Here is a 17,989-nt window from a genome sequence, read left to right as displayed (position 1 = left end):
CCTGACCTAGTTCAGGAAACGATCAAGGAAATGAAAATGTGGTCCACGGGTAGGTGGCGCCAGGGTGACCCCCTGGCCGAGCTGAAGCTCCCCGACGTCACGAACATCCGCGACCTACGCGACGAGGTCTCTCGTCGTACGGGGCGCGAAGTGATCCTGCAGCCGCAAGAGCAGGCTCCGTCAGTCTGCGGGGCGTGTGCCGTCCTTGAGGCCGTCATCTACGTGTTCTACGACCCGCGGACCAGCCCCCTGCATCAAGATCAGATCATCGCTCACGAGTTCATGCACCTGTTTCTTGGGCACCACGAGACCCGCCCAATGTCCGCCTTGGCGCCAGCGCTCATCACCACCATGGACCCGGCCATCGTGCAGATGATGCTTGGGCGGACCAAGTACGACGAGGCGCAGGAACGCGAGACCGAACTCCTCGCCTCGCTCCTGCAGCGCGGGATCATCGACCGGTGGCTGCGCAGCGACGAGTCCTCCGGCGACGAGGTCCAGGACCGGGTCGCGCACACCCTGCTGCGCAGGCGGGAGGCTCGACGGTGAAGGACCTACTTCACCCCATCAGCCTCGTGGTCGCCGTCCTGGGGTTCCTCTGCCTCCTGAGGGATATCCCCGCCCGGCGCCGCGACCCCGCCACCACGGCCCTGGCCGCCGTCTTCCTGCTGTCGGGCCTGTCGTTCCTGTTCTCCATCACCCCGATGTGGAACTACCTCGACCGCGTCCTGGGCACCGTGAACGTCTCCGTTCCCCTGGCCCAGGGGTGCGTGATCGCGCTGATCGCCTGCCAGCAGGTGGTCCTCACCTACTGGGGATCGCCGCCGGGCATCGCCCGCAGGAGAGCGCGGGCCTGGCTTGGCGCCGGCCTGGCAGTGATCGCGGGGCTGCTGGTGCTCTTCGCCCTGCTGACGCCCAGCGCGCCCAGGCCGATCGACTTCACGCTGTACTACGCGCACGACAACCTGTACGACGCGTATCTCACCCTGTACGTCACCGCGTACACGGTCGGTGAGGTGTTCCTCGCCCGAGGCTGCTGGCGCCTTGCCGGGCGCAGCGGCCGTACCTCTGTCCGCGTCGGCCTGCGGCTTGTCGCTCTGGGTGCCGTCGTCACCTTCGGATACAGCGGCGTCCGGATCGGCAACGTGATCGCCGGCGCCTTCGGCACTTCCCTCGTGGGCTGGGAGAACTTCGCCTGGACGTGCGGCGACGTCGGCGCCATGCTCACCCTCATCGGTTGGCTGGTTCCCACGATCACCGACCAGGCCAAGAACGTCCAATACCGGTTCAAGCAGCACCTTAGCTACTACCGCCTGCGCCGCCTGTGGATGGCCTTCTACAGCGAGGCGCCCGAGATCCGTCTGCCAATCGACCGGGGCGATCCCGCTCAGAGCCGCCGTTTCCGCAGCATCGGGTTCAAGCTCTACCGGCGGGCGGTCGAGATCCGCGACGGCCGCTTCGTGATCCGCCAGTACCTCGACGCAGGCGTCCGCGAGAGCAGCGAAGCTCGCCACAGTGCGCGAGGGCTCTCTGGCGAGGAGCTGGACGCCGCTGTCACGGCCGACCAGATACTCGCCGGCATCGCCGCCCGCAAGACGGGCGTGCGTCCCCATCCCGACCGGCTCACCGACTTCGCCGATACCGACCCTGAGACCAGCCAGCCGATGGACGACATCGATGCCCTCCTCGCCGTCGCCCGCCACCTTCCCCGTCAACGTGCCCGCACCCCCCACCCCGAGCGAGCCTTCGCATGACCGACCTGACCCGCCAGCCCGCGCACGTCCAACTGCGCGCCCTGGAACGCCGCGAAATCTCCAGCCGCGAGCTGCTCGACCTCCACCTCGATCGGATCGACGCCAGCACCATCAATGCCGTCATCACCCGCGACGACGACGCGGCCCGGCAAGTCGCTCACACCGCCGACGAGCGCCGAGCCCGTGGCGAGGCCAGCGGGGTCCTCGATGGCCTCCCGATCACCATCAAGGACAGCTTCGAAACGGCTGGCCTTCGCACAACCAGCGGAGCCCAGGAACTGGCGGACCACATTCCCGATCAGGACGCCGACGCTGTCGCGCGGCTCCGCCACCAAGGCGCGGTGATCATGGGCAAGACCAACACCCCCGCCTACTGCCAGGACCTTCACACCGACAACGCCCTCTTCGGCTCCACGCTCAACCCGCACGACCCAGCGCGGACGGTCGGCGGCTCCTCCGGTGGACCTGCCGCGGCGGTCGCCGCCCACCTCACCCCCGCCGACCTCGGCAGCGACCTTGCCGGCTCGCTGCGCCTGCCGGCCCACTACTGCGGGGTGTACGGACTGCGTCCGACACACGGACTCGTCCCGGCCCGCGGCCATGTTCCCCGGCCGCCGGGCTGGCTCACCAGCAGCGACATGATCACGCCGGGCCCCCTGGCTCGCCACCCCCGAGACCTCGACATGCTCCTCACCGCGCTCACCACACCAGCACCGGCTGAGGGCACACCCTGGCGCGTAAATCTGCCGACGGTCGGCAAGAGCATCGAGCAATTGAGTATTGCGATCTGGGCCGATGACCCGAACTGCCCCGTCGACCACGAGACCGCACAGGCCCTAATCACCCTTGAGGAGACGCTGAACGCAGCCGGAGCCCTGGTCCGACACGCACCCGGACCTGTTGGCTTCACCGACTCCACACGCCTGTTCGAACAGCTCCTGCACGCCACCGCGACGGCCGCCACCAACGACGAAACGGCTGCCGCTGAACTCGCTGCCACACGACAACTGAAGGACGACGACACCAGCCCCCGCGCGATCTTCCTCCGCCACCGGACCCAAACCCACCGCAGCTGGCTGCGCGCGAACGAAGAACGCGCCCGACTTCGATCGGACTGGCAGCGGTTCTTCACGGAACACGACGTCCTCGTCACACCGGCCGCACCAACACCCGCGATCCCGGCAGGCAGCCGCACCTTTACGGTCGACGGCCAGGAGCGGAACTTCTTCGACCAGACCGGCTGGACCAACCTCACCAGCCACATCGGCCTTCCCAGCCTGGTCGTACCAGTGACCACGACCACCCAGGGGCTGCCCATTGGCGTCCAGATCATCGGCCGGCCGTACGCGGACCGCGTTCTGCTTGCGGTGGCGGACGGACTGGCATCCTTGCTTCGTGCCTCTGCGTGAGGACGCAGCCATCGTTCCTAAGTTGGACGCTGCCCGGGCTCACCGACGACGCCCGGTAAGATGGTCGGGGAGAGTACCGGAGTCTGCGTCGGCTCCTGCAGCGCATCCAGCGGCCGGGGCTGGGGCTCGGGTACGTCACCTGCTGGCATAGGTGTTCTGGACCCGTGGAAAGCTCCCGAAGACCAGCGGCGTCCTGCTGTCTGTCTGATGGGGCCCTGGGCACCCACGGCTTCGCGAGCGGTGTGGATCCAGTGAGCACTGTGCATCGTGATGTTGCTGGTCATGGGTCTGGTGTGCGTGGGGTTCGGGACGCTCGTGCTGGTCGTGGGTGGATGACTTCGGTGAAGATCGTCGGTCACCGGGAGACTTCACGGTTCGTGAGGACGAGCAGGGACCTGACCAGGGCGGTCGCCCACGTCGGGTCGGTGCGGACCTTGCCGAGCACGCGCCAGTTCTTGAGGTGGGCGAAGCCGTGCTCCACGGGTGCCCGGACCGCTGCCAGCGCGGTGTTCGACAGCTTCTGGCCGCGGGTCAGGGGCCGGATCCGGGCGGCCTTGTAGCCGGTGATCACCGCCGGGTCGGCGTCGGGACCGCTGTCGTCGAGCCCGACGAAGCCCAGGTCGGCGATGGCGCCGAGGCCGGCCGCCCGCAGCCTGGCGGTGAGCTGGTCGTGTCGGCAGGCGGTGATCTCCGAGGTCCGTCCGGGTCGGGCCGCCGAGACCCAGAGGAGTCGGCCGCGGTCGTCGGTGAGCGCGATGACGAGCAGGCCATGGCATTTGCTCTTGCCGGAGTAGTTCTTCCGGTTCTCTTTGCCGGTGCGTCGCCGGGTGCGGATCAGCGTGCCGTCCAGAAGTACCACCCCGCCACCCTTGTGGGTGATCTTTTTGAGGGCTCGGTCCAGGCGCGGGGCGCGGGCGGCCAGCAGGCCGACGACTTCTCTGACCCACCGGGTCACGCTGGTGCGGTGTATCCCGTTGCCACCGGCCAGGTCGCCCGGCCGCTGGTCACAGCGCAGTACCGCGAGCACGATGGTGGCGATCTTCCCCGCGGGCAGGGCGCGCCACCGTGACCTGATCTTCTTCAGGTGGCCGCGTATCAGGCCGGCGAGCCAGTTCAGGGTGGCACTCGACAGCGGCAGGCGGGCAGTGTAGACAAGGCCGTCAGGGCCCTCGACGGGATGGTTGTTTTTCTTCACACCAAACTCAACTACCGCCGGGGGCCAATCAGTTACGCCCCCGCCCGCGCAGCTACTGCCGCATCAGGCAGCCATTCGTCGTCGGTGTGCGTCCGGGTCAGTGTGTCTCAGGGGAACCGCTTTACCGGGTCGGGGCAGGGTGTGGCGAGACGCGCAAAGTCGTCGGCTTGCCGGGCTTGGAACCGGCATCACCGAGGTAGTAGACAGCTCCGGATTCACGACGAGGTGTGTTCACGAGCAGCCAGCCGATGATCTGCCCCCGTGTGTCCCGAACTTGCCAGGGATCGGGACCTGCTCCCCAGTACACCTGCTGATCACTGCGGTCTCCGGGGGCGAGACGACCGCTCATGTCATGGCAGTCACGCCCACGGCTGTCGGCACACTCGAACAGAACAGCTGGGGAGCCGGTGTCATTGACGAAGGCGACGGAGCTGAAGTTGGCGGGGTCTGTGGGATCCATGGTCGTCGGATCGCAAGCACTCAGAACTCCCGCGACGAGTGCGACGACCAGCCAGGCTCTGTGTGGACGAGTACCCAAATCAAACCTCCGTTCGGCGACGAGAGCCTACAGAAGGCGAACGTTGCCCGACGTGGCGCTACGGACGTGCGGTGAACCGCCCGTCAGGGCGTTTGTGGAGCCAGCCGCGGTCGGCGAGCTTGGTCATCTTCGCCCGAAGCGGCTCCAGCCTGCCGCGCAGCGACACGTCCAGGTCCAGTCGCTCGCCAACCGCTCTGACCTGCACCGGGCCGTCCGCCTCCCGCACGATCACCAGGATCCTGCGGTAGTCACCCGGCAGTGCACCCTCGTCGGCCGCGTCGCTGCGGTGCGGGATCAGCAGGACCGCCCGCCCGGCCACCTTCGCCGACAGCGGAGCGGCCGCCTCGACATCGGCCTGGGCCTGCTCGGCCAGACGATTCAACACCCGCTCTGCGATCGCCAGTTCCTCCCGCTCGACCTGCACCTCCTGCAGCTGCTTGGTCAACTGCTCGGCGAGAGCATCCAGTTCGCTCCGGCGAGCGGTGATCCACTGCCGCTCCTGCATCTCCGCAGCCTCCCGCGGTCTCATGGCGTGCCGACTTGCTGACGGATCGTAGACTGGGCCCCTCACGGGCGCAGCCGAACCCGGCAGACTGTCGGAACCGGACATGCCCGATGATCTACGCCGTGGTCATCAGCCGCCGACCGGCATGAGTACCCGAATCGTCACTCACACCAGACCCGTGACCTGCGATTTCACGATGCACACCACTCAGTGGTGTTACTCCCGCTGGACCGTGCCTTTGCGGTCCGCCGGCCCGCCGCCCTGCGCTGCTCGCACACGGCCTGTGCTGGCGTCCGTCGCAGGGGTGTGAGGATGCCCGCTAAGGAGCCGGACGAGTGCCTCGCTGAGCTTGCCCTCGACCTCGTCGGTGAGGTCCTTCCCGTCCGCAGTGACCACTCGCACGGAGTTCGTGCTGGCGGTGGTGGCCCCTTTCCGTCCGCTGCGGTTATCGGGTTTCGAAGGCCACGTGCAGGGTCGCCTTCGAGGACGTAACGGCAAGGACATACCGTCCCTTGCCGTCGCGGCCGACGCAGACGGAGATGTCGTGCCGTCCGTTCAGGCGTGTCTCGCGCTGACGGAGTTCCTTGCGGATCTCTACCGGAAGCATCTCGGAATCAGCGATGGGAACGAGAGCGGGCAGGGCGGCCGGAGCGCCAGGGTCGGAGCACAGCCGCTCCACCAGCGCGCGGTACTCCGGCCATGACTGCGGTACCGGGCGTCGCTTCCCGTCCTGGAATAACTGGTAGTCGGAGCGTTTCCATCCTCGGCTGCTGCGTCGGAAAACGGTCTCGATGCGCAGGCGACCGTTGACGTGCGTGAGGCGGATGGCGACCGCCCCCTCGTAGGCGATCACCGGCCTGACCCCGGTTCGACGAGCCATGAGGTCGGCTTCACGCTTCACTGGCAGCGGTATGAACGACTGTTGCATGGAGGGGACTTGGGGTGCGGCGGGCACTTCGGATGGCTCCGTTCCTTACTGGGGCGGTTCGGCTGTCCTTGGGCTCGCTCCTCATCCGAGCCGATCGGTACAGAGGTGACGTATCCGGCCTCAGCCAGCGGCCGGGGTGGCAGGAGCCGCGTCGGTACGGCGCGGCGCAAGAGCGCAGACGGGGGAGACCACGAGGACCAGTCAGCCAGGTCTCGCTACGATTGTCGTAAAAAGGGGGTGAGATTGCGGTCTGTGAATCTAGGCTGCATATATGGGGGTTCCCGCGCGGCTGCGCATCACCGTCGACGAGGTGGCATTCGAGCATGGCGGCGTGATGGCGCGGCACCGTCCAGGCGGGGAAAGGGGTCAGATCGACGCGGAGTTGCGGGCAGTGGCGAAAGCGCGGCGCCGGGCGGGCGCCAGCACAGCGGCGACCGACGCGCCGGTCGAGCGATACGTGGCAGCCCTGGACCGGCTCGGCAGGCGGCTGGGAGAACACTTCCTGGCCGGAGATGCCGGAGCCGCCCTCGGTGCGGCGCTGCGGGCGGGGGAAACGCTGCGGCTCGCGGTCGAGGTCGACGACCCTGCCCTTGCTGACCTGCCGTGGGAGATGACGGTACTGCCTGGGGAGTCGGAGTCGTTCGCACTGGACCGGCGGTTGCAGGTGTTCCGCACAGTGCCGGCGCGGTCCCAGGCGGCGGCGCCGACCGCCGGACCGTTACGGATCCTCGCCGTCGTCGCCAGCCCTGAGCTCGGCGACGACAAGCGGTTGGACTATGAAGCCGAGGTCGACCGGCTGCTGTCCGCGACCGATCCGGCGGTGCACGGTGGCCAGGGAGCCGAGTTCGAGAGAGAGGAGTGGGGTTCCCTCGCGGCGATCGAAGCGAGGTTGCGCACCGGACCGTTCCATGTCCTGCACGTGACGGCTCACGCCGGGCCCGGGGTGCTGGTACTGGAGGACGACGAGGGTAACCCCGACTACGTGTCCACCGCCCGCTTTGCCTCAGCCTTGCTGTCATCGGGACACGTGCCACCCCTCGTCGTACTCTCAGCGTGCTCTACGGGGTCGACCGCGAAAACCGGTATCGAGGACTCAGATGAGTTCAAGGGGATGGCCCGGGGACTGCTCCAGCACGGGGTTCCTACCGTCCTGGCTATGACCGCGACGGTGAGTGACCTCTATGCGACCGAACTCGAGGGCATGTTCTACCAGTTACTCGCCGCGGACCCCGCCGTCGATCCACTGACGGCGTTGACCCAGGCCCGCCAGGACCTGGAGCAGGCGAGGGAGCAAGCCGATCGGACGGCACCCGGCCAGGCACAGGTGGAATGGTGGGTGCCGACGCTGTTCACCGGCGCAGATCCTGGTCCCTTGTACATGCCCGCTGAGCGGCCGGTGCCCCAGCGGACGGCCCGTATTCCGTTCGTCGGTCGACGCGCCGAACTGCGCACGCTGGGGCGAGTCCTGAAGTCGCACGAGCCGCACATTATGCTGCACGGCGTTGGCGGCAGCGGGGTGCGCAGCCTGGCCAATGGACTCGCCGAACGGTTGCCGGGAGGACCACGGATTGTCCGTGTCCGCTGTGACAGAGGGGTCGGCGGTGTCCTCGACAGCATCGCTGATGCGTTGGACCTGGTGCCGTGGCAAGGCGTCGGTTCCTGGTTCCGCTACCTCGACACGATCTGGCCGGCGATACAACACGGCCCCGTTCTGCTGCTCGCCAATGTTCCCGACGCCGCGCTCCTTCCACCGGCGGCGCCCGGCGAAGCCGACTGGCTGCTCGCCGACCAGCAACTCGCCTGGTTCTTCACCACCTGGACCCAGCTCACGCCGACCATGCCGCTGGTGCTTACCGCCCACCGGCGGTTCGCACTTCCTGGTACCCCCCGAATGCACCGGCATCAAGTCGGACCTCTGCACCCCGTCGAGGCACGCCTGCTCGCCCGACGAATGTCCACCCTGGACGCGAACGCACAGACCCGAGTCCTGCAGGCGGTCGGCGGCCATCCGGGCATTTACCATCAGGTCGCGGTGCGGGCCAGTCAGGCACTGCCAGAGGGGAACGACGAGGTGGGTCGCCTCGTTGAGGCTGTCATCGACGAAACGGCGGACGCCGCTGGCCTGACCCAGCTCGCCATGGATGCGGACCGGCGGCTACTGCTTGATGTGGCGGTGTTCAAGGTGCCGGTCGGCGCCGACGCGTTCACTGCACCGAACTCCCGTGGGCGGATTGACACGGCGCTGGATCGTCTTTGTGCAGCGGGCCTGGTCGCCCGGGCGGACGACCGTTACCTCGTCGACCGCTGGGTCGCTGGTCTCCTGCTGCGGATGTGGCCGGCTGATGCGGCCGACGCGCACCGGCGTGCCGCGGCCTTCTGGCGGCGTGATGAGCAGCCCGCCAGCCTCGCCGACATACTGCTGCAGGCCCGCCACCACTTGAAGGCGGCCGGAGAACTGGGCGAGGCGCTGCTGGTTAATAACCAGGCATGCCGGGCGCTGGCCGACCTCGGCCAGTGGTCGGAGGCCCAGCGCCACTACAAGACCGCGCAGGGCTGGGTGGACCCGGCATCCGCAGACGCGGCTCGCATTGAGCGGGGCATCGGGGACCTCTGGGTTCTCGCGGGCGATGACACGGTGGCGCAGCGGCATTTCGACCGATCCCTGGCCATGTTCCGCCGGGTCGGCGACGAGGCTGAGATCGTGGGGACCCTGAGTCGGCTCGGCGTCCTCGCCATCCGCAACGGCGAGGAGAGTGAAGGCCAGAAACTGCTCGACCAGGCACGGGCCCGCGGCGAAGAGCTCGGCGCGACACTCGGCATCGCTGACACTTACCGGTACATCGGTCTTGCCGACCTCAAGCGGAAGCGCCACACCGAGGCCGAGGCACAGCTGCGCCGGGCCCTCGCGCGCTATGAAGTCGAACAGGACCACCGGTCCGCCTGCCTGGTGCACATCGACATCGGCGACCTGTACCTTTCGCTCGATCTGCAGCACGAGGCCGGTGTCGCCTATGGGTACGCCCAGTCGATCACGGATGCTCATCCGTCAGTCGCTTTCGCGACTTTCGGTCTGATTTCTCAGCGCTTAGGCGGTCTCGCTGCGGACATGGGCATGCTCGATGACGCTGAAAAGTGCTACCGCATGGCGCTGGAGATACAAAGGGCCACCAAAGATCTGCCTGGCCAGGCCCGCACGTACCGGATGATGGCGGCCCTGTACCGGCACCAAGACAGCTACGAGTCCGCAGTGGCCGCTTTGGACGAGGCACTGGATCTTGCCGAGGATGTCGACGACGATCAGACCCGGGTCGAGGGGCTGGCCGAACTCGCCGACCTCTACAGGTGGCAGGGCAGGCACGATGATGCGCTGGATACCGCGGTCCGAGCGTTCAAGGTTTCCCTCGGGAGCGCTGCACCGTTCGCTATCGAGCAACCGCTGGATGTTCTCAACGAGGTCCGTGAAGAAATCGGTACGCGACAGTTCGACGAGAGTCTGAGGACGGCCACCGACGCAGCCACGCTGAGGCAGTTGCGTACGTGGCTTCGTCGGCACCGCAGAATGTACGCCTCCTCGCGACGTGAGGTCACACCGCGGAGGGTGCTGGCCATCGTAATGATGGCGGAGCGAAACAAACCCCAACGACTCCTCGCCAATTTCCAGCGTCAAATCACAGGCTACTTGGCCGAACTGACGCGGTCGACGTTCGCGTTCGCCGTGGTGACCGCCGTCGGGGCCCTCATGACAGGTGTGCTACTGCGCCACACGGGCCTTCCTGAAGCACTGAAGGCCCTGCTATGCATGGCCCTGGCGGGCGTCGAGGCCGCCGGAGCGGCGCACCGGGCCACCGTACTGCGGGGCCTGCGCCGGGCACCCAATTGGTTCGTCGCCACGATCAGTCAGCCCGTCGCCCGATTGGCCGGGTTGGTGAGTTGGCTCATCGGGCTGGCAAGTCTCAAGGCTGGGCTGTCGCCGGTACCCAACGTCCTGCGCCCCCTGCTTTACCCCCGGTGGAATCCGCCGTGGTCGGACTTCCACTGGTGGCCGTTCCGCTTCGGCGGCCTCCAAGAATTCGGAGTCACCGAATTTGTGCAACTCGGTGGATTCACGCTGCTTATGTTGCTCGCGTTCATGGCGTGCGCCGCCATCGGCGCGCGACTACGGACCGGTCAGCCTCTCATCTGGCCAGCGCACCTTCGCCCGACGAGCCCACGCCGGGCGTTTCGCAACATGGAAATCGACATCACGCTGAAGAGGTCGGAGGAGGCCCGACGAGACGGCACCCCGGAGAGTCGGCTGGAGTGGCAGCGAATGCTCATCCAGTCAGCGACGAAGGCACGACGCGTGGGACTGACCTCTAAGGCTGTCGACGCTCTCATCGTGGCGTACGACATCGATGGGCATGCCAGCAAGTGGTCGACGGTGCGGGAAGCCGTCCACGAACTGGCTACCCGGATGGGCGAGAGCACGGAGACGGTGATGGGCGCAGCGCCACCCATCCAGGTACTCGACCTGCTTGGCCAGGCAATCGAACACGAGCCGGTACGAGCCCGGGCCGCGCTCGCCGCGTACTGCACCCACCTGTCCCTGACCCGGCTCTCACGCCGGGATCTCGATCACCATCAAGTGCTGGAGGTGGCGGAACGTGCCGTGAAGCTCTACTCCGAACTGATTCCGACCAATGTCAAATGGTTCCGGCCGTTCGCCGCCATCGCCAGCGCCGATGCCGCCGAGGTCTTCCACGCTGCCGGGTCAGCGGACGACGCGATCGAGTGCCTGCGCTTCGCCATCACCACGCTCCGGGAGCATGGCTGGGACGTTTTTTGGTGGCGGGCGGACCTCGTGCGCTTCCAGGTCGAACTCGCCCGCAGTTTCATCGCGCTGCACCGGACAAGCGAGGGCACAAACGTCGTCCACGAGATGCTCGCCGACATCAACCAGTACTTCACCGGGCCCGGCGAGCAACTGCCGGCTGACCTCGGCGCTGCGGTCAACGAGCTACGGGACTGGGCCGACGGGGTCGACAGCGCGAACCGACCGGCCGACGAGGGACCCCGATGACCATCCCCACGACCGCGTACGCCGTCTCCGTCTTCCTGGTGCTGGTCCTGCCCGGCATCGTCTACGGCGTAGTCCGGGCGACCGTCTCCGGTACCCGCCCCCACGACCGCGGCTGGACGCCCCGGGTCTTGCAGGCGATCCTTGTCAGCATCCTCCTCAACACCTTGTACCTGCTGGTGCTCGGCAAGACGGCGGTCATCTGGGTCACCGGCGGCACTGACACCCTGCGGGCGCACCCCCGCCTCGCCGCCCTCGCCGTCCTCTGTCTCGGCCTACTCGTCCCAGCACTGCTCGCCTATCTCCGGCACGGAGAGCCACGCTGGCGCGAGGTGAGGGTAATCGGCCGGTTCCCGGTCAGAGTGCCAGCGCGCGGCACCACGAACTCGCCGGTGCCGACAGCGTGGGACCAGGTCGCCAGCCGACTGGAAGGCCGGTGGGTGCGGATCAGGCTCAGCGACGGCCGATGGGTCGGCGGCTGGTTCGCCACCAAATCGTTCGTCAGTACCTACCCCGAGCCACGCGACATCTTCATCGAGGACCAGCACCACATCGCCCCGGACGGCACGATCGGAGACCCGGTGAACGCGACTGCCGGGGTCTGGGTGTCACTCAAGGACGGTGACATCGTCGAATGGCTACGCCCCTAATCACACCCCGACAATGAGGAGACGCCGCGATGCGAGGTATCTGGCCCTTCCGCCGCCGCAAGCGCGTTGAGCGCGAGTTCGGCGACGTCCGAGACCTACAGGACACCCGTACGGTAACCGCCCGGATCGCGCCGCAGAAGCCTGCCAACCCACCGCCCGGGCCCTCGGGGACCAGTACCGCATCCGACGACACCCAGGCGCCGGACGCGGGCTGAGGCAGGCCAGTCCGTCCTCGATGGCTAGAAGACATCGACACCCGTCGTCGGCCGGCCGGGGACGGTCCTCGTCGATCTGCCCGTCCACATAGCGAAGACTCATCGAGACCGGAATCAGCACTACTACGGGCGAACGATCAGACAGGAGTTCGTCTCACTGTCTTGTCCCTTGGGGCAGAAAATGGCCACTACTAACGAGAAAGGGACATCGGGAATGTGAGCCTACAGGCGGTCAGAGTGAACAGGCCGGTGCCCGTGGCCGGGACGGGAGTGGCGTGCAGGTGCAGCACGAACGTTCCCGACACGCAGGGACGTCCCTAGAACTGGGGCATGAACCGCTTCATGAATCCTCCCGAAAGAATACCGACGGCCCAAGTTCGCAGCCGGTGAATGGTTATGGTGGTCGTTGATCTGCTGACTGGAAAACTGGTCACGATGCCCAGTGTTCACCTGAGATGTTCAGGGCCGTCCGGGGTCGAATATTCGGCACCTCACCTCTTGGGTGGACGGTTCTCTGTAGTTATGGCTGATTTCCTGCGGTGGCAGTGAGGCAGACGCCGACGTCACGAAGTTTCTGGGCATTGTGTTCGGATATCCTTCCCAGCCGGAAGCGGTAGAGGGCTGAGTTGAACCACTGCCCCAGGCGGAGTTCGGCAGGAGGTCCGGTCACATAGCTGTGTGGCACGCGCAGGTGCCCGTATTCAGATTTGAAGTCCTTAAGGGCGTGAACGTGGAGGTCGAATCGGAACTGGTTCACGTCCCAGATGAAGCCGAGTGCGTCGAGTGCCCTACGCTGATCTTCGGTGAGCTGTTCTGAGATGTGACGGACCCGTACGACCTGGATGCCGAGGTTCCGACCTCCGACGGTGTGCGCGTGCGGTACATCGAGATGGCCGTGCCTGTTCCTGAAATCGGTGAGGTCTTTGATGAATTTTTCCCACCAGTCAGGGATGTTGTTCCATACGAACCCCTCGGCATCCAGTGCCTCGACCTTGGCCATGTCGACTTCACCGCGTCCGTGCGCTACACGGTATTTCTTGGCAATGGCGCCGAGTTGGAAGGTGGTTCCGTCGTCGTGTTGTGCTACGTAGTCCTGGGGGATGCGCAGATGGCCGTGTTTCGCTTTGTAGGCGCGCAGTTCGTGGATCAGTAGTTGGAATCGGTGGTCTGCGTATGCCCACACCATTCCAAGCGCATCCATCTGCTGTATCTGGCCCGGGGTGAGTGTGCCGTCGCGGTGCCGCCTGCGCAGGTCGGATATCTGGCTGCCCAGTTTCAGGCCGGTGGGGGTGATGTGGTTTTGGGGAACGAGGAGATGGCCGTGCTCGGCCCGGTAGATCTCGGCGGCGCGCAGCCATTCAGGCCAGGACGGCGTGGTCATCCGCACCGTGCGCACACTGACGGCCCGGGCGAATCCTTCCGGGACCGGGATCCCGCTGAGGGAGAGCCATTCGGGCAGTGAGCTTCTTCAGCGTTGCCGCTCCAGGGTGAGGACGGCTTTGGCGATTGACGTCATGCGGTTCGGACTGCAGCGGGCTCTGCGGAAGATCCGCCAGGACTTCAGGCGGGCGACGCCTCGTTCGACTGGTGCCCGTGCCGCGGCCAGGGCCCGGTTGACGGTCTTCTCGGTGGGGGTGAGTTCCTGCAGGGGCCTGCGTTTGATGCCCGTGGTCAGCCAGGGGCCACCGCCCTGGTAGGCAAGATCCGCCAGGATGGGAACGCCCTGGCGCTCGCAGATCCGGATGATCCGGTGGGTGCGGGCGGCGGTCAGGTCATGGGTGCGGCCCGGCAGGGCGGGCGAGAGCCACAGCAGCCGGCCGCCGGGGTCGGTGACCACCTGCACGTTCACACCGTGGCGCCGGTGTTTGTGGGAGTAGTCGGCCCGGCCGTCGCCGACCCGGTCGCACTCGGCGAGGGTGCCGTCGAGCAGGACGAAGTCGGGTTCGTTCTCGCGCAGCGTCTTCAACAGGCCCGGTGCACGTTCGGCGAGCAGGTCGACGACCGCGCTGGTGTAGGCGTGGGCAGTGGACTCGCTGATCCCGAATCCAGCGGCGATCTTCGCGAGAGTGGTGTGTTCGCGCAGGTACACCAGTGCCACCATCGCGCGCTGGGACGGGCGGAGCTTGCAGCGTCGGTCGCCCTCACGGGTGACGATCAGCATGGTGACCCACTCCATGAGTGCATGCGGAAGGTCGAGTGCGGCAGGATGGATGACCAACGAGGCCCCCGAGCAACGTGATTGAGACGTCAGACATCTCGATCAACAGCCCGGGGGCCTCGCTCGTTGCGCTTCACGGCCCATCACCCGATCGGTGGCCAACTCGAAGAAGCTCAGTGTGTCGGCCGGCCCGTTTTGAGGGTCGGGCTCGGCGAGCGTGCGCCGGGCGCTCTCCAGTTGCTGCGCCAGTTGCTCGTCGTGGGAGGCGAGTGCGCGCACGGTCTGCCAGACCGGGCCGAAGACGGAATCGGACAGGGCTGCTTCAGCGTCCTGCCCGGGATCGAGGACGACGGGGACGATGATCGATGCGGTCTTCGGCCTGCTGCGGTCGCCTCGGCGCAGGGCCCGCCCGGTGGCCTGGATGGTGTCAGTGGTGCTGCGGGCGTTGAGGAAGCACACCGCGTCGACCGCCGGCACGTCGACGCCTTCTGACAGCACCCGAGCGTTGGAGATGACGGTCAGGCCCTCGTCGTCTCCGGCGAGACGGTGTAAGGCGCGGCGCCGCCCGCGGGGACTTTGATAGCCGTGGACGAAGTCGGCGTGCAGAGCAGAGGGCCGCTCGTGGGGGGCGAGCAGGGCATAGGCGTGCGGGAGGAGGGCGGAGAACCATTTCGCGTCCTGGACGCTGCGATGAAAGGTGATCATGCGGCGGATGTCGTGCTCGTGCGCCGCGCGCAGTACGGCTAGCTGGGTGGCGAGCATGGATGCCGCGACGCCGGCCTTGCCGACCTGCAGGTAGGCGTCGGCCGTCCCGAGCAGGGCGCGGACCTGCTCGCCGGTGACGACGGGCACCACGAGCCGGTAGTGGGCAAGCAGGCTGAGCTGGATGGCCGTGGCGAAGGTCATCCGGTAGGCGACAGGACCGTACAATCGCTCGTCCGCCATGCTGATCACGTCGTCGTGATCGCCGGTGACCACCCGGGGCGTCGCCGTCAGATACAGCCGCCGCCTGGCAGCCACGATGTCGTCGTAGTGGATGGCCGCCCAGGACTTGCCCGCGGCCCCGGCGGTACGGTGGGCCTCGTCGATGATCGCGACGTCCGGCGGGGCAACTCCGTAGCGGGCCTGGGCCTCGGCCAGGACCGGCAGGCTGGCGTAGGTGCAGGCGATGGTGAGCGGCCCGGCCGTGTCGGCAAGCCGCGCCAGCTGCTCAGGGTCGACGGTCACCGCGGTGTCCGCGGTCGGGATGCCATTTCGTCGGGCGCCAAGGATCTCCTTGTCGGAGCACACGGCGACGATGCGGCCCAGAGCCCGCCGGCCGACATGATCTGCCCATTCCTTCATCGTCTGGTGGACCAGCTCAAGCGTCGGCACGACGACCGACCGCTGGTTGTGGCCGGCCGTGGCGATGCGATGTGCCACCTCGGCCCCGACACGGGTCTTGCCCGTGCCGCAGGGCAACACGGCGGTGGTCCGGCTGGTAGCGGACAAGACCTTGCAGGCCGCGTCCGCGGCCTCGCTCTGGTGCGGGAAGAGCAGACGCTCGGATGACGTCAGCATCGGGGTTCTCTGTCCAATTCCTGTGGGCGGGGCGGTGAGCATGGGTCTGTCATGGGACGACCTCTTGCACGGCTTTGGCCGCCGGGGCGGGCTCTTGCGGAACAGACGGCTGGTTCACGGCAGCGCTCACGGCTTCGGCGAGCTGCCGGTGTGCCTCGGCGTCGTTCCGTAGGGTGGCGTTGCGCAGGTCTTCGAGGCCGCGCAGGGTGTTGCGGACGGCTTGGACGTGCTGGTCGCCGACGGCAGGCGGGCTGTAGTGCAGGGAACGCAGTAGCTTTTCCGGCCTGCTTGTGCACGGTTTCCTGCAGGAGCAGGCGCATGTCCGAAGGATCGTCCATCCGTTCGCCGCGGGGCTGGCGGATCAGCAGTGCGCGCAGCCGCGGTTCGATACCGAGCAGGCGCGGTGCGCCCGCGGGGCTCAGGCAGTCGGCGGCGTGCCGGTACGCGTACACCTCCCGCTGCAGGTCGCCGGGGGTGCGCGGGATGCGCAGCTCGACGATCCCCTGGGGGGGGTGGACAGGCCCCAGCAGCGGGCACCGGAGCCGTCGTCGGGCAGCGTCCACGCCGGGCGGCTGCCCGCATGGTTTTCGGCCCAGGCGGCGAGCGCTTTCGGTAGCGACGGCATGCCTGCCGGCTGGGCAGGCGCCCCCTGGTTCGGAGAGAGCTGAACTGAGGGGCGGGTCGTGTCGGTCGGCGCGGATCTTCCGGCGCGGGAGCGTCGGCGCGGTTTTGCCGCGGACCCGAACGGCAGGGGTGTGTGGAGAAGTACACCGGTGCCTGTGGGGGTGATGCTGAGTGGCGGTTGGCCGGGGAGCTGCTGTGGAGTAAAACGCGGGGAGACTGCATGGCAGGACACCGCGCCCGTCAGTACAGCGAACGTGGCAAGCCGGCACCGGTTGGCCGCGCCGAAGAGGGTGACCAGGCGCCTGATGTCGGCCCATACCGCGTCGGCCGCACGTCGAAGCCGGGCGGCGATGCGCGCCCCGCTCAATCCGGTCACGATCAAGTCCAGGAGGCTCTGATCGTCGTCGTGCACGGCGGGCCGAATGGTCGGCACGCCGTCCAGGTGTTCTCGGGTGACCAGACCGTATGCGGCGCCGAGGGCCGCGAGATGTTCCCTGTTGTCCGCTGCGAGCACCTCGCACAGGCGGTGTGTGCGCGTGTCGACGGTGATGGTGCTGCAGCCGCAGGCTACGGCGATCTCGTGGCGGCGGCGCCCGTCTGCGGTCAACCGCAGGATGGCGAGATCCCGGGCGTCGAGAGGGATGGCCACATGAGCATCAGGCGCGGGTGCGGCATCGGGCGGCTCGGCGGGCGGGGTCTTGGGGCGGTCGCAGGCTGAGGGCATGAGTCTCGTCATCGGTGGTCTCGGCGTGATCGGGAGGCAAGGACGGCTGGCGGGACCGGACGGCTTCCGGGCGGTAGGGCGCAGGCAGCGAGGCCGAAGAGGGCCTGGTAGATCTCGATGACCCGGGCGTTTGGCGAAACGGGCGCGGTCGGCGGTAACTGCACGGGACGGGGTACCGCATGCAGCTACGTGCAGGTCGCTACTTCTGTGGTCCGGTGGAGTTCTGGGTGCCGCGGCGCTCGGCGGTGCCTGCTCGCGTGCCTCGACAGATGATGCCGTGCGCTCGCTCCAGCCAGCGCAGAAGCTCCTGCAGCTGGCTGATCAGCACCAGCAGATGTTCGTACGCCAGGTCCGCCCGTGGCCGGGAGGCCACGCGCCCCTCGGTCCGTTCGATGAGCTCGTGCAGTTCGGACCGTTCCTCTTCACCGAACGTTGCGGCGAGGACGCGGCCGTGCGGGATCAGGACAGGGGCGAGCTCCTCCAAGGTAGTGAGCGTGTCGGCGACGGCACGTGGGGCGGAGACGATGCCCCGGTTCGCGATGCTGTCCAGCACCCGCCGCGTCTTGATCAACAGCGCGGACACATCCGCATCGGCCTTACGCACGGCGGTAGTTGTGCTCGTCATCGAGGTGCTCCGGGTCGATAGAGTCGGGTGTGACAGACGGCGCTCGGG

Annotated in this window: 13 protein-coding genes; 5 read left to right on the top strand and 8 right to left on the bottom strand. The window is 67.4% G+C overall.

The features are described 5' to 3' along the window. The first annotated feature begins 36 nt into the window (after positions 1-36). Genes ACIRP7_RS27800 through ACIRP7_RS27790 form a run of 3 tightly spaced genes read left to right on the top strand, consistent with a single transcriptional unit; the run spans position 37 to position 3,163 of the window. Positions 37-549 (top strand): hypothetical protein, encoded by a 513-nt coding sequence (locus ACIRP7_RS27800; RefSeq protein ID WP_403664753.1) that lies wholly within the window; start codon positions 37-39, stop codon positions 547-549. Further along, complete coding sequence (locus tag ACIRP7_RS27795) at positions 546-1,754, top strand: MAB_1171c family putative transporter (protein ID WP_403664751.1); 1,209 nt, start codon at positions 546-548, stop codon at positions 1,752-1,754. The genes ACIRP7_RS27800 and ACIRP7_RS27795 overlap by 4 nt, the downstream gene beginning before the upstream one ends. Then, positions 1,751-3,163, top strand: coding sequence for an amidase family protein (locus ACIRP7_RS27790; RefSeq protein WP_403664749.1), 1,413 nt, complete (start codon positions 1,751-1,753; stop codon positions 3,161-3,163). Before ACIRP7_RS27795 ends, ACIRP7_RS27790 begins: the two co-directional genes overlap by 4 nt. A gap of 355 nt (positions 3,164-3,518) precedes the next feature. Here ACIRP7_RS27790 and ACIRP7_RS27785 read toward each other — a convergent pair whose 3' ends face one another. The 3 genes from ACIRP7_RS27785 to ACIRP7_RS27775 all read right to left on the bottom strand — a co-directional run bounded on the left by ACIRP7_RS27785 (position 3,519) and on the right by ACIRP7_RS27775 (position 6,302). Further along, entirely contained in the window at positions 3,519-4,358 is an 840-nt protein-coding gene (locus ACIRP7_RS27785) for a transposase family protein (protein ID WP_403664747.1), read from the bottom strand. 596 nt (positions 4,359-4,954) lie between these two features. Next, positions 4,955-5,401, bottom strand: coding sequence for a hypothetical protein (locus ACIRP7_RS27780; protein WP_403664745.1), 447 nt, complete (start codon positions 5,399-5,401; stop codon positions 4,955-4,957). A 445-nt stretch (positions 5,402-5,846) separates the two neighbouring features. Next, on the bottom strand, positions 5,847-6,302 hold the full coding sequence (locus ACIRP7_RS27775; protein ID WP_403664743.1) for a hypothetical protein: 456 nt from the start codon (positions 6,300-6,302) through the stop codon (positions 5,847-5,849). Between the two features lie 298 nt (positions 6,303-6,600). Here ACIRP7_RS27775 and ACIRP7_RS27770 point away from each other — a divergent pair, with 298 nt between their 5' ends. Further along, positions 6,601-11,388, top strand: a complete 4,788-nt coding sequence (locus ACIRP7_RS27770) for a tetratricopeptide repeat protein (RefSeq protein ID WP_403664741.1) — start codon at positions 6,601-6,603, stop codon at positions 11,386-11,388. Continuing rightward, positions 11,385-12,035, top strand: a complete 651-nt coding sequence (locus ACIRP7_RS27765) for a DUF6338 family protein (RefSeq protein WP_403664739.1) — start codon at positions 11,385-11,387, stop codon at positions 12,033-12,035. Before ACIRP7_RS27770 ends, ACIRP7_RS27765 begins: the two co-directional genes overlap by 4 nt. Positions 12,036-12,770: 735 nt before the next feature. Here ACIRP7_RS27765 and ACIRP7_RS27760 read toward each other — a convergent pair. From ACIRP7_RS27760 to ACIRP7_RS27740, 5 genes are all read right to left on the bottom strand, one after another. Further along, on the bottom strand, positions 12,771-13,631 hold the full coding sequence (locus tag ACIRP7_RS27760; protein WP_403664737.1) for a helicase associated domain-containing protein: 861 nt from the start codon (positions 13,629-13,631) through the stop codon (positions 12,771-12,773). An 87-nt stretch (positions 13,632-13,718) separates the two neighbouring features. Continuing rightward, complete coding sequence (locus ACIRP7_RS27755) at positions 13,719-14,468, bottom strand: transposase family protein (RefSeq protein WP_403664735.1); 750 nt, start codon at positions 14,466-14,468, stop codon at positions 13,719-13,721. Between the two features lie 42 nt (positions 14,469-14,510). Beyond that, entirely contained in the window at positions 14,511-15,968 is a 1,458-nt protein-coding gene (locus ACIRP7_RS27750; RefSeq protein WP_403664733.1) for a DEAD/DEAH box helicase family protein, read from the bottom strand. Between the two features lie 418 nt (positions 15,969-16,386). Then, positions 16,387-17,316, bottom strand: a complete 930-nt coding sequence (locus ACIRP7_RS27745; RefSeq protein WP_403664731.1) for a LuxR C-terminal-related transcriptional regulator — start codon at positions 17,314-17,316, stop codon at positions 16,387-16,389. A 199-nt stretch (positions 17,317-17,515) separates the two neighbouring features. Further along, positions 17,516-17,941 (bottom strand): hypothetical protein, encoded by a 426-nt coding sequence (locus ACIRP7_RS27740; protein ID WP_403664730.1) that lies wholly within the window; start codon positions 17,939-17,941, stop codon positions 17,516-17,518. Between the last annotated feature and the right edge of the window lie 48 nt (positions 17,942-17,989).

Source organism: Streptomyces sp. NPDC102270, assembly GCF_044766405.1.
Taxonomy (GTDB): Bacteria; Actinomycetota; Actinomycetes; order Streptomycetales; family Streptomycetaceae; genus Streptomyces.
Note: the sequence above shows the minus strand (reverse complement) of the source record. Positions and strands in the feature narration are given on the sequence as shown.

Excerpts from the sequence above, each read along its gene's own strand:
- ACIRP7_RS27800 (WP_403664753.1), top strand. The coding sequence starts at position 37 with ATGTGGTCCACGGGTAGGTGGCGCCAGGGTGACCCCCTGGCCGAGCTG.
- ACIRP7_RS27790 (WP_403664749.1), top strand. The coding sequence starts at position 1,751 with ATGACCGACCTGACCCGCCAGCCCGCGCACGTCCAACTGCGCGCCCTG.
- ACIRP7_RS27780 (WP_403664745.1), bottom strand. The coding sequence starts at position 5,401 with ATGCAGGAGCGGCAGTGGATCACCGCTCGCCGGAGCGAACTGGATGCT.
- ACIRP7_RS27770 (WP_403664741.1), top strand. The coding sequence starts at position 6,601 with ATGGGGGTTCCCGCGCGGCTGCGCATCACCGTCGACGAGGTGGCATTC.
- ACIRP7_RS27765 (WP_403664739.1), top strand. The coding sequence starts at position 11,385 with ATGACCATCCCCACGACCGCGTACGCCGTCTCCGTCTTCCTGGTGCTG.
- ACIRP7_RS27760 (WP_403664737.1), bottom strand. The coding sequence starts at position 13,631 with ATGACCACGCCGTCCTGGCCTGAATGGCTGCGCGCCGCCGAGATCTAC.
- ACIRP7_RS27750 (WP_403664733.1), bottom strand. The coding sequence starts at position 15,968 with ATGCTGACGTCATCCGAGCGTCTGCTCTTCCCGCACCAGAGCGAGGCC.
- ACIRP7_RS27745 (WP_403664731.1), bottom strand. The coding sequence starts at position 17,316 with ATGCCCTCAGCCTGCGACCGCCCCAAGACCCCGCCCGCCGAGCCGCCC.
- ACIRP7_RS27740 (WP_403664730.1), bottom strand. The coding sequence starts at position 17,941 with ATGACGAGCACAACTACCGCCGTGCGTAAGGCCGATGCGGATGTGTCC.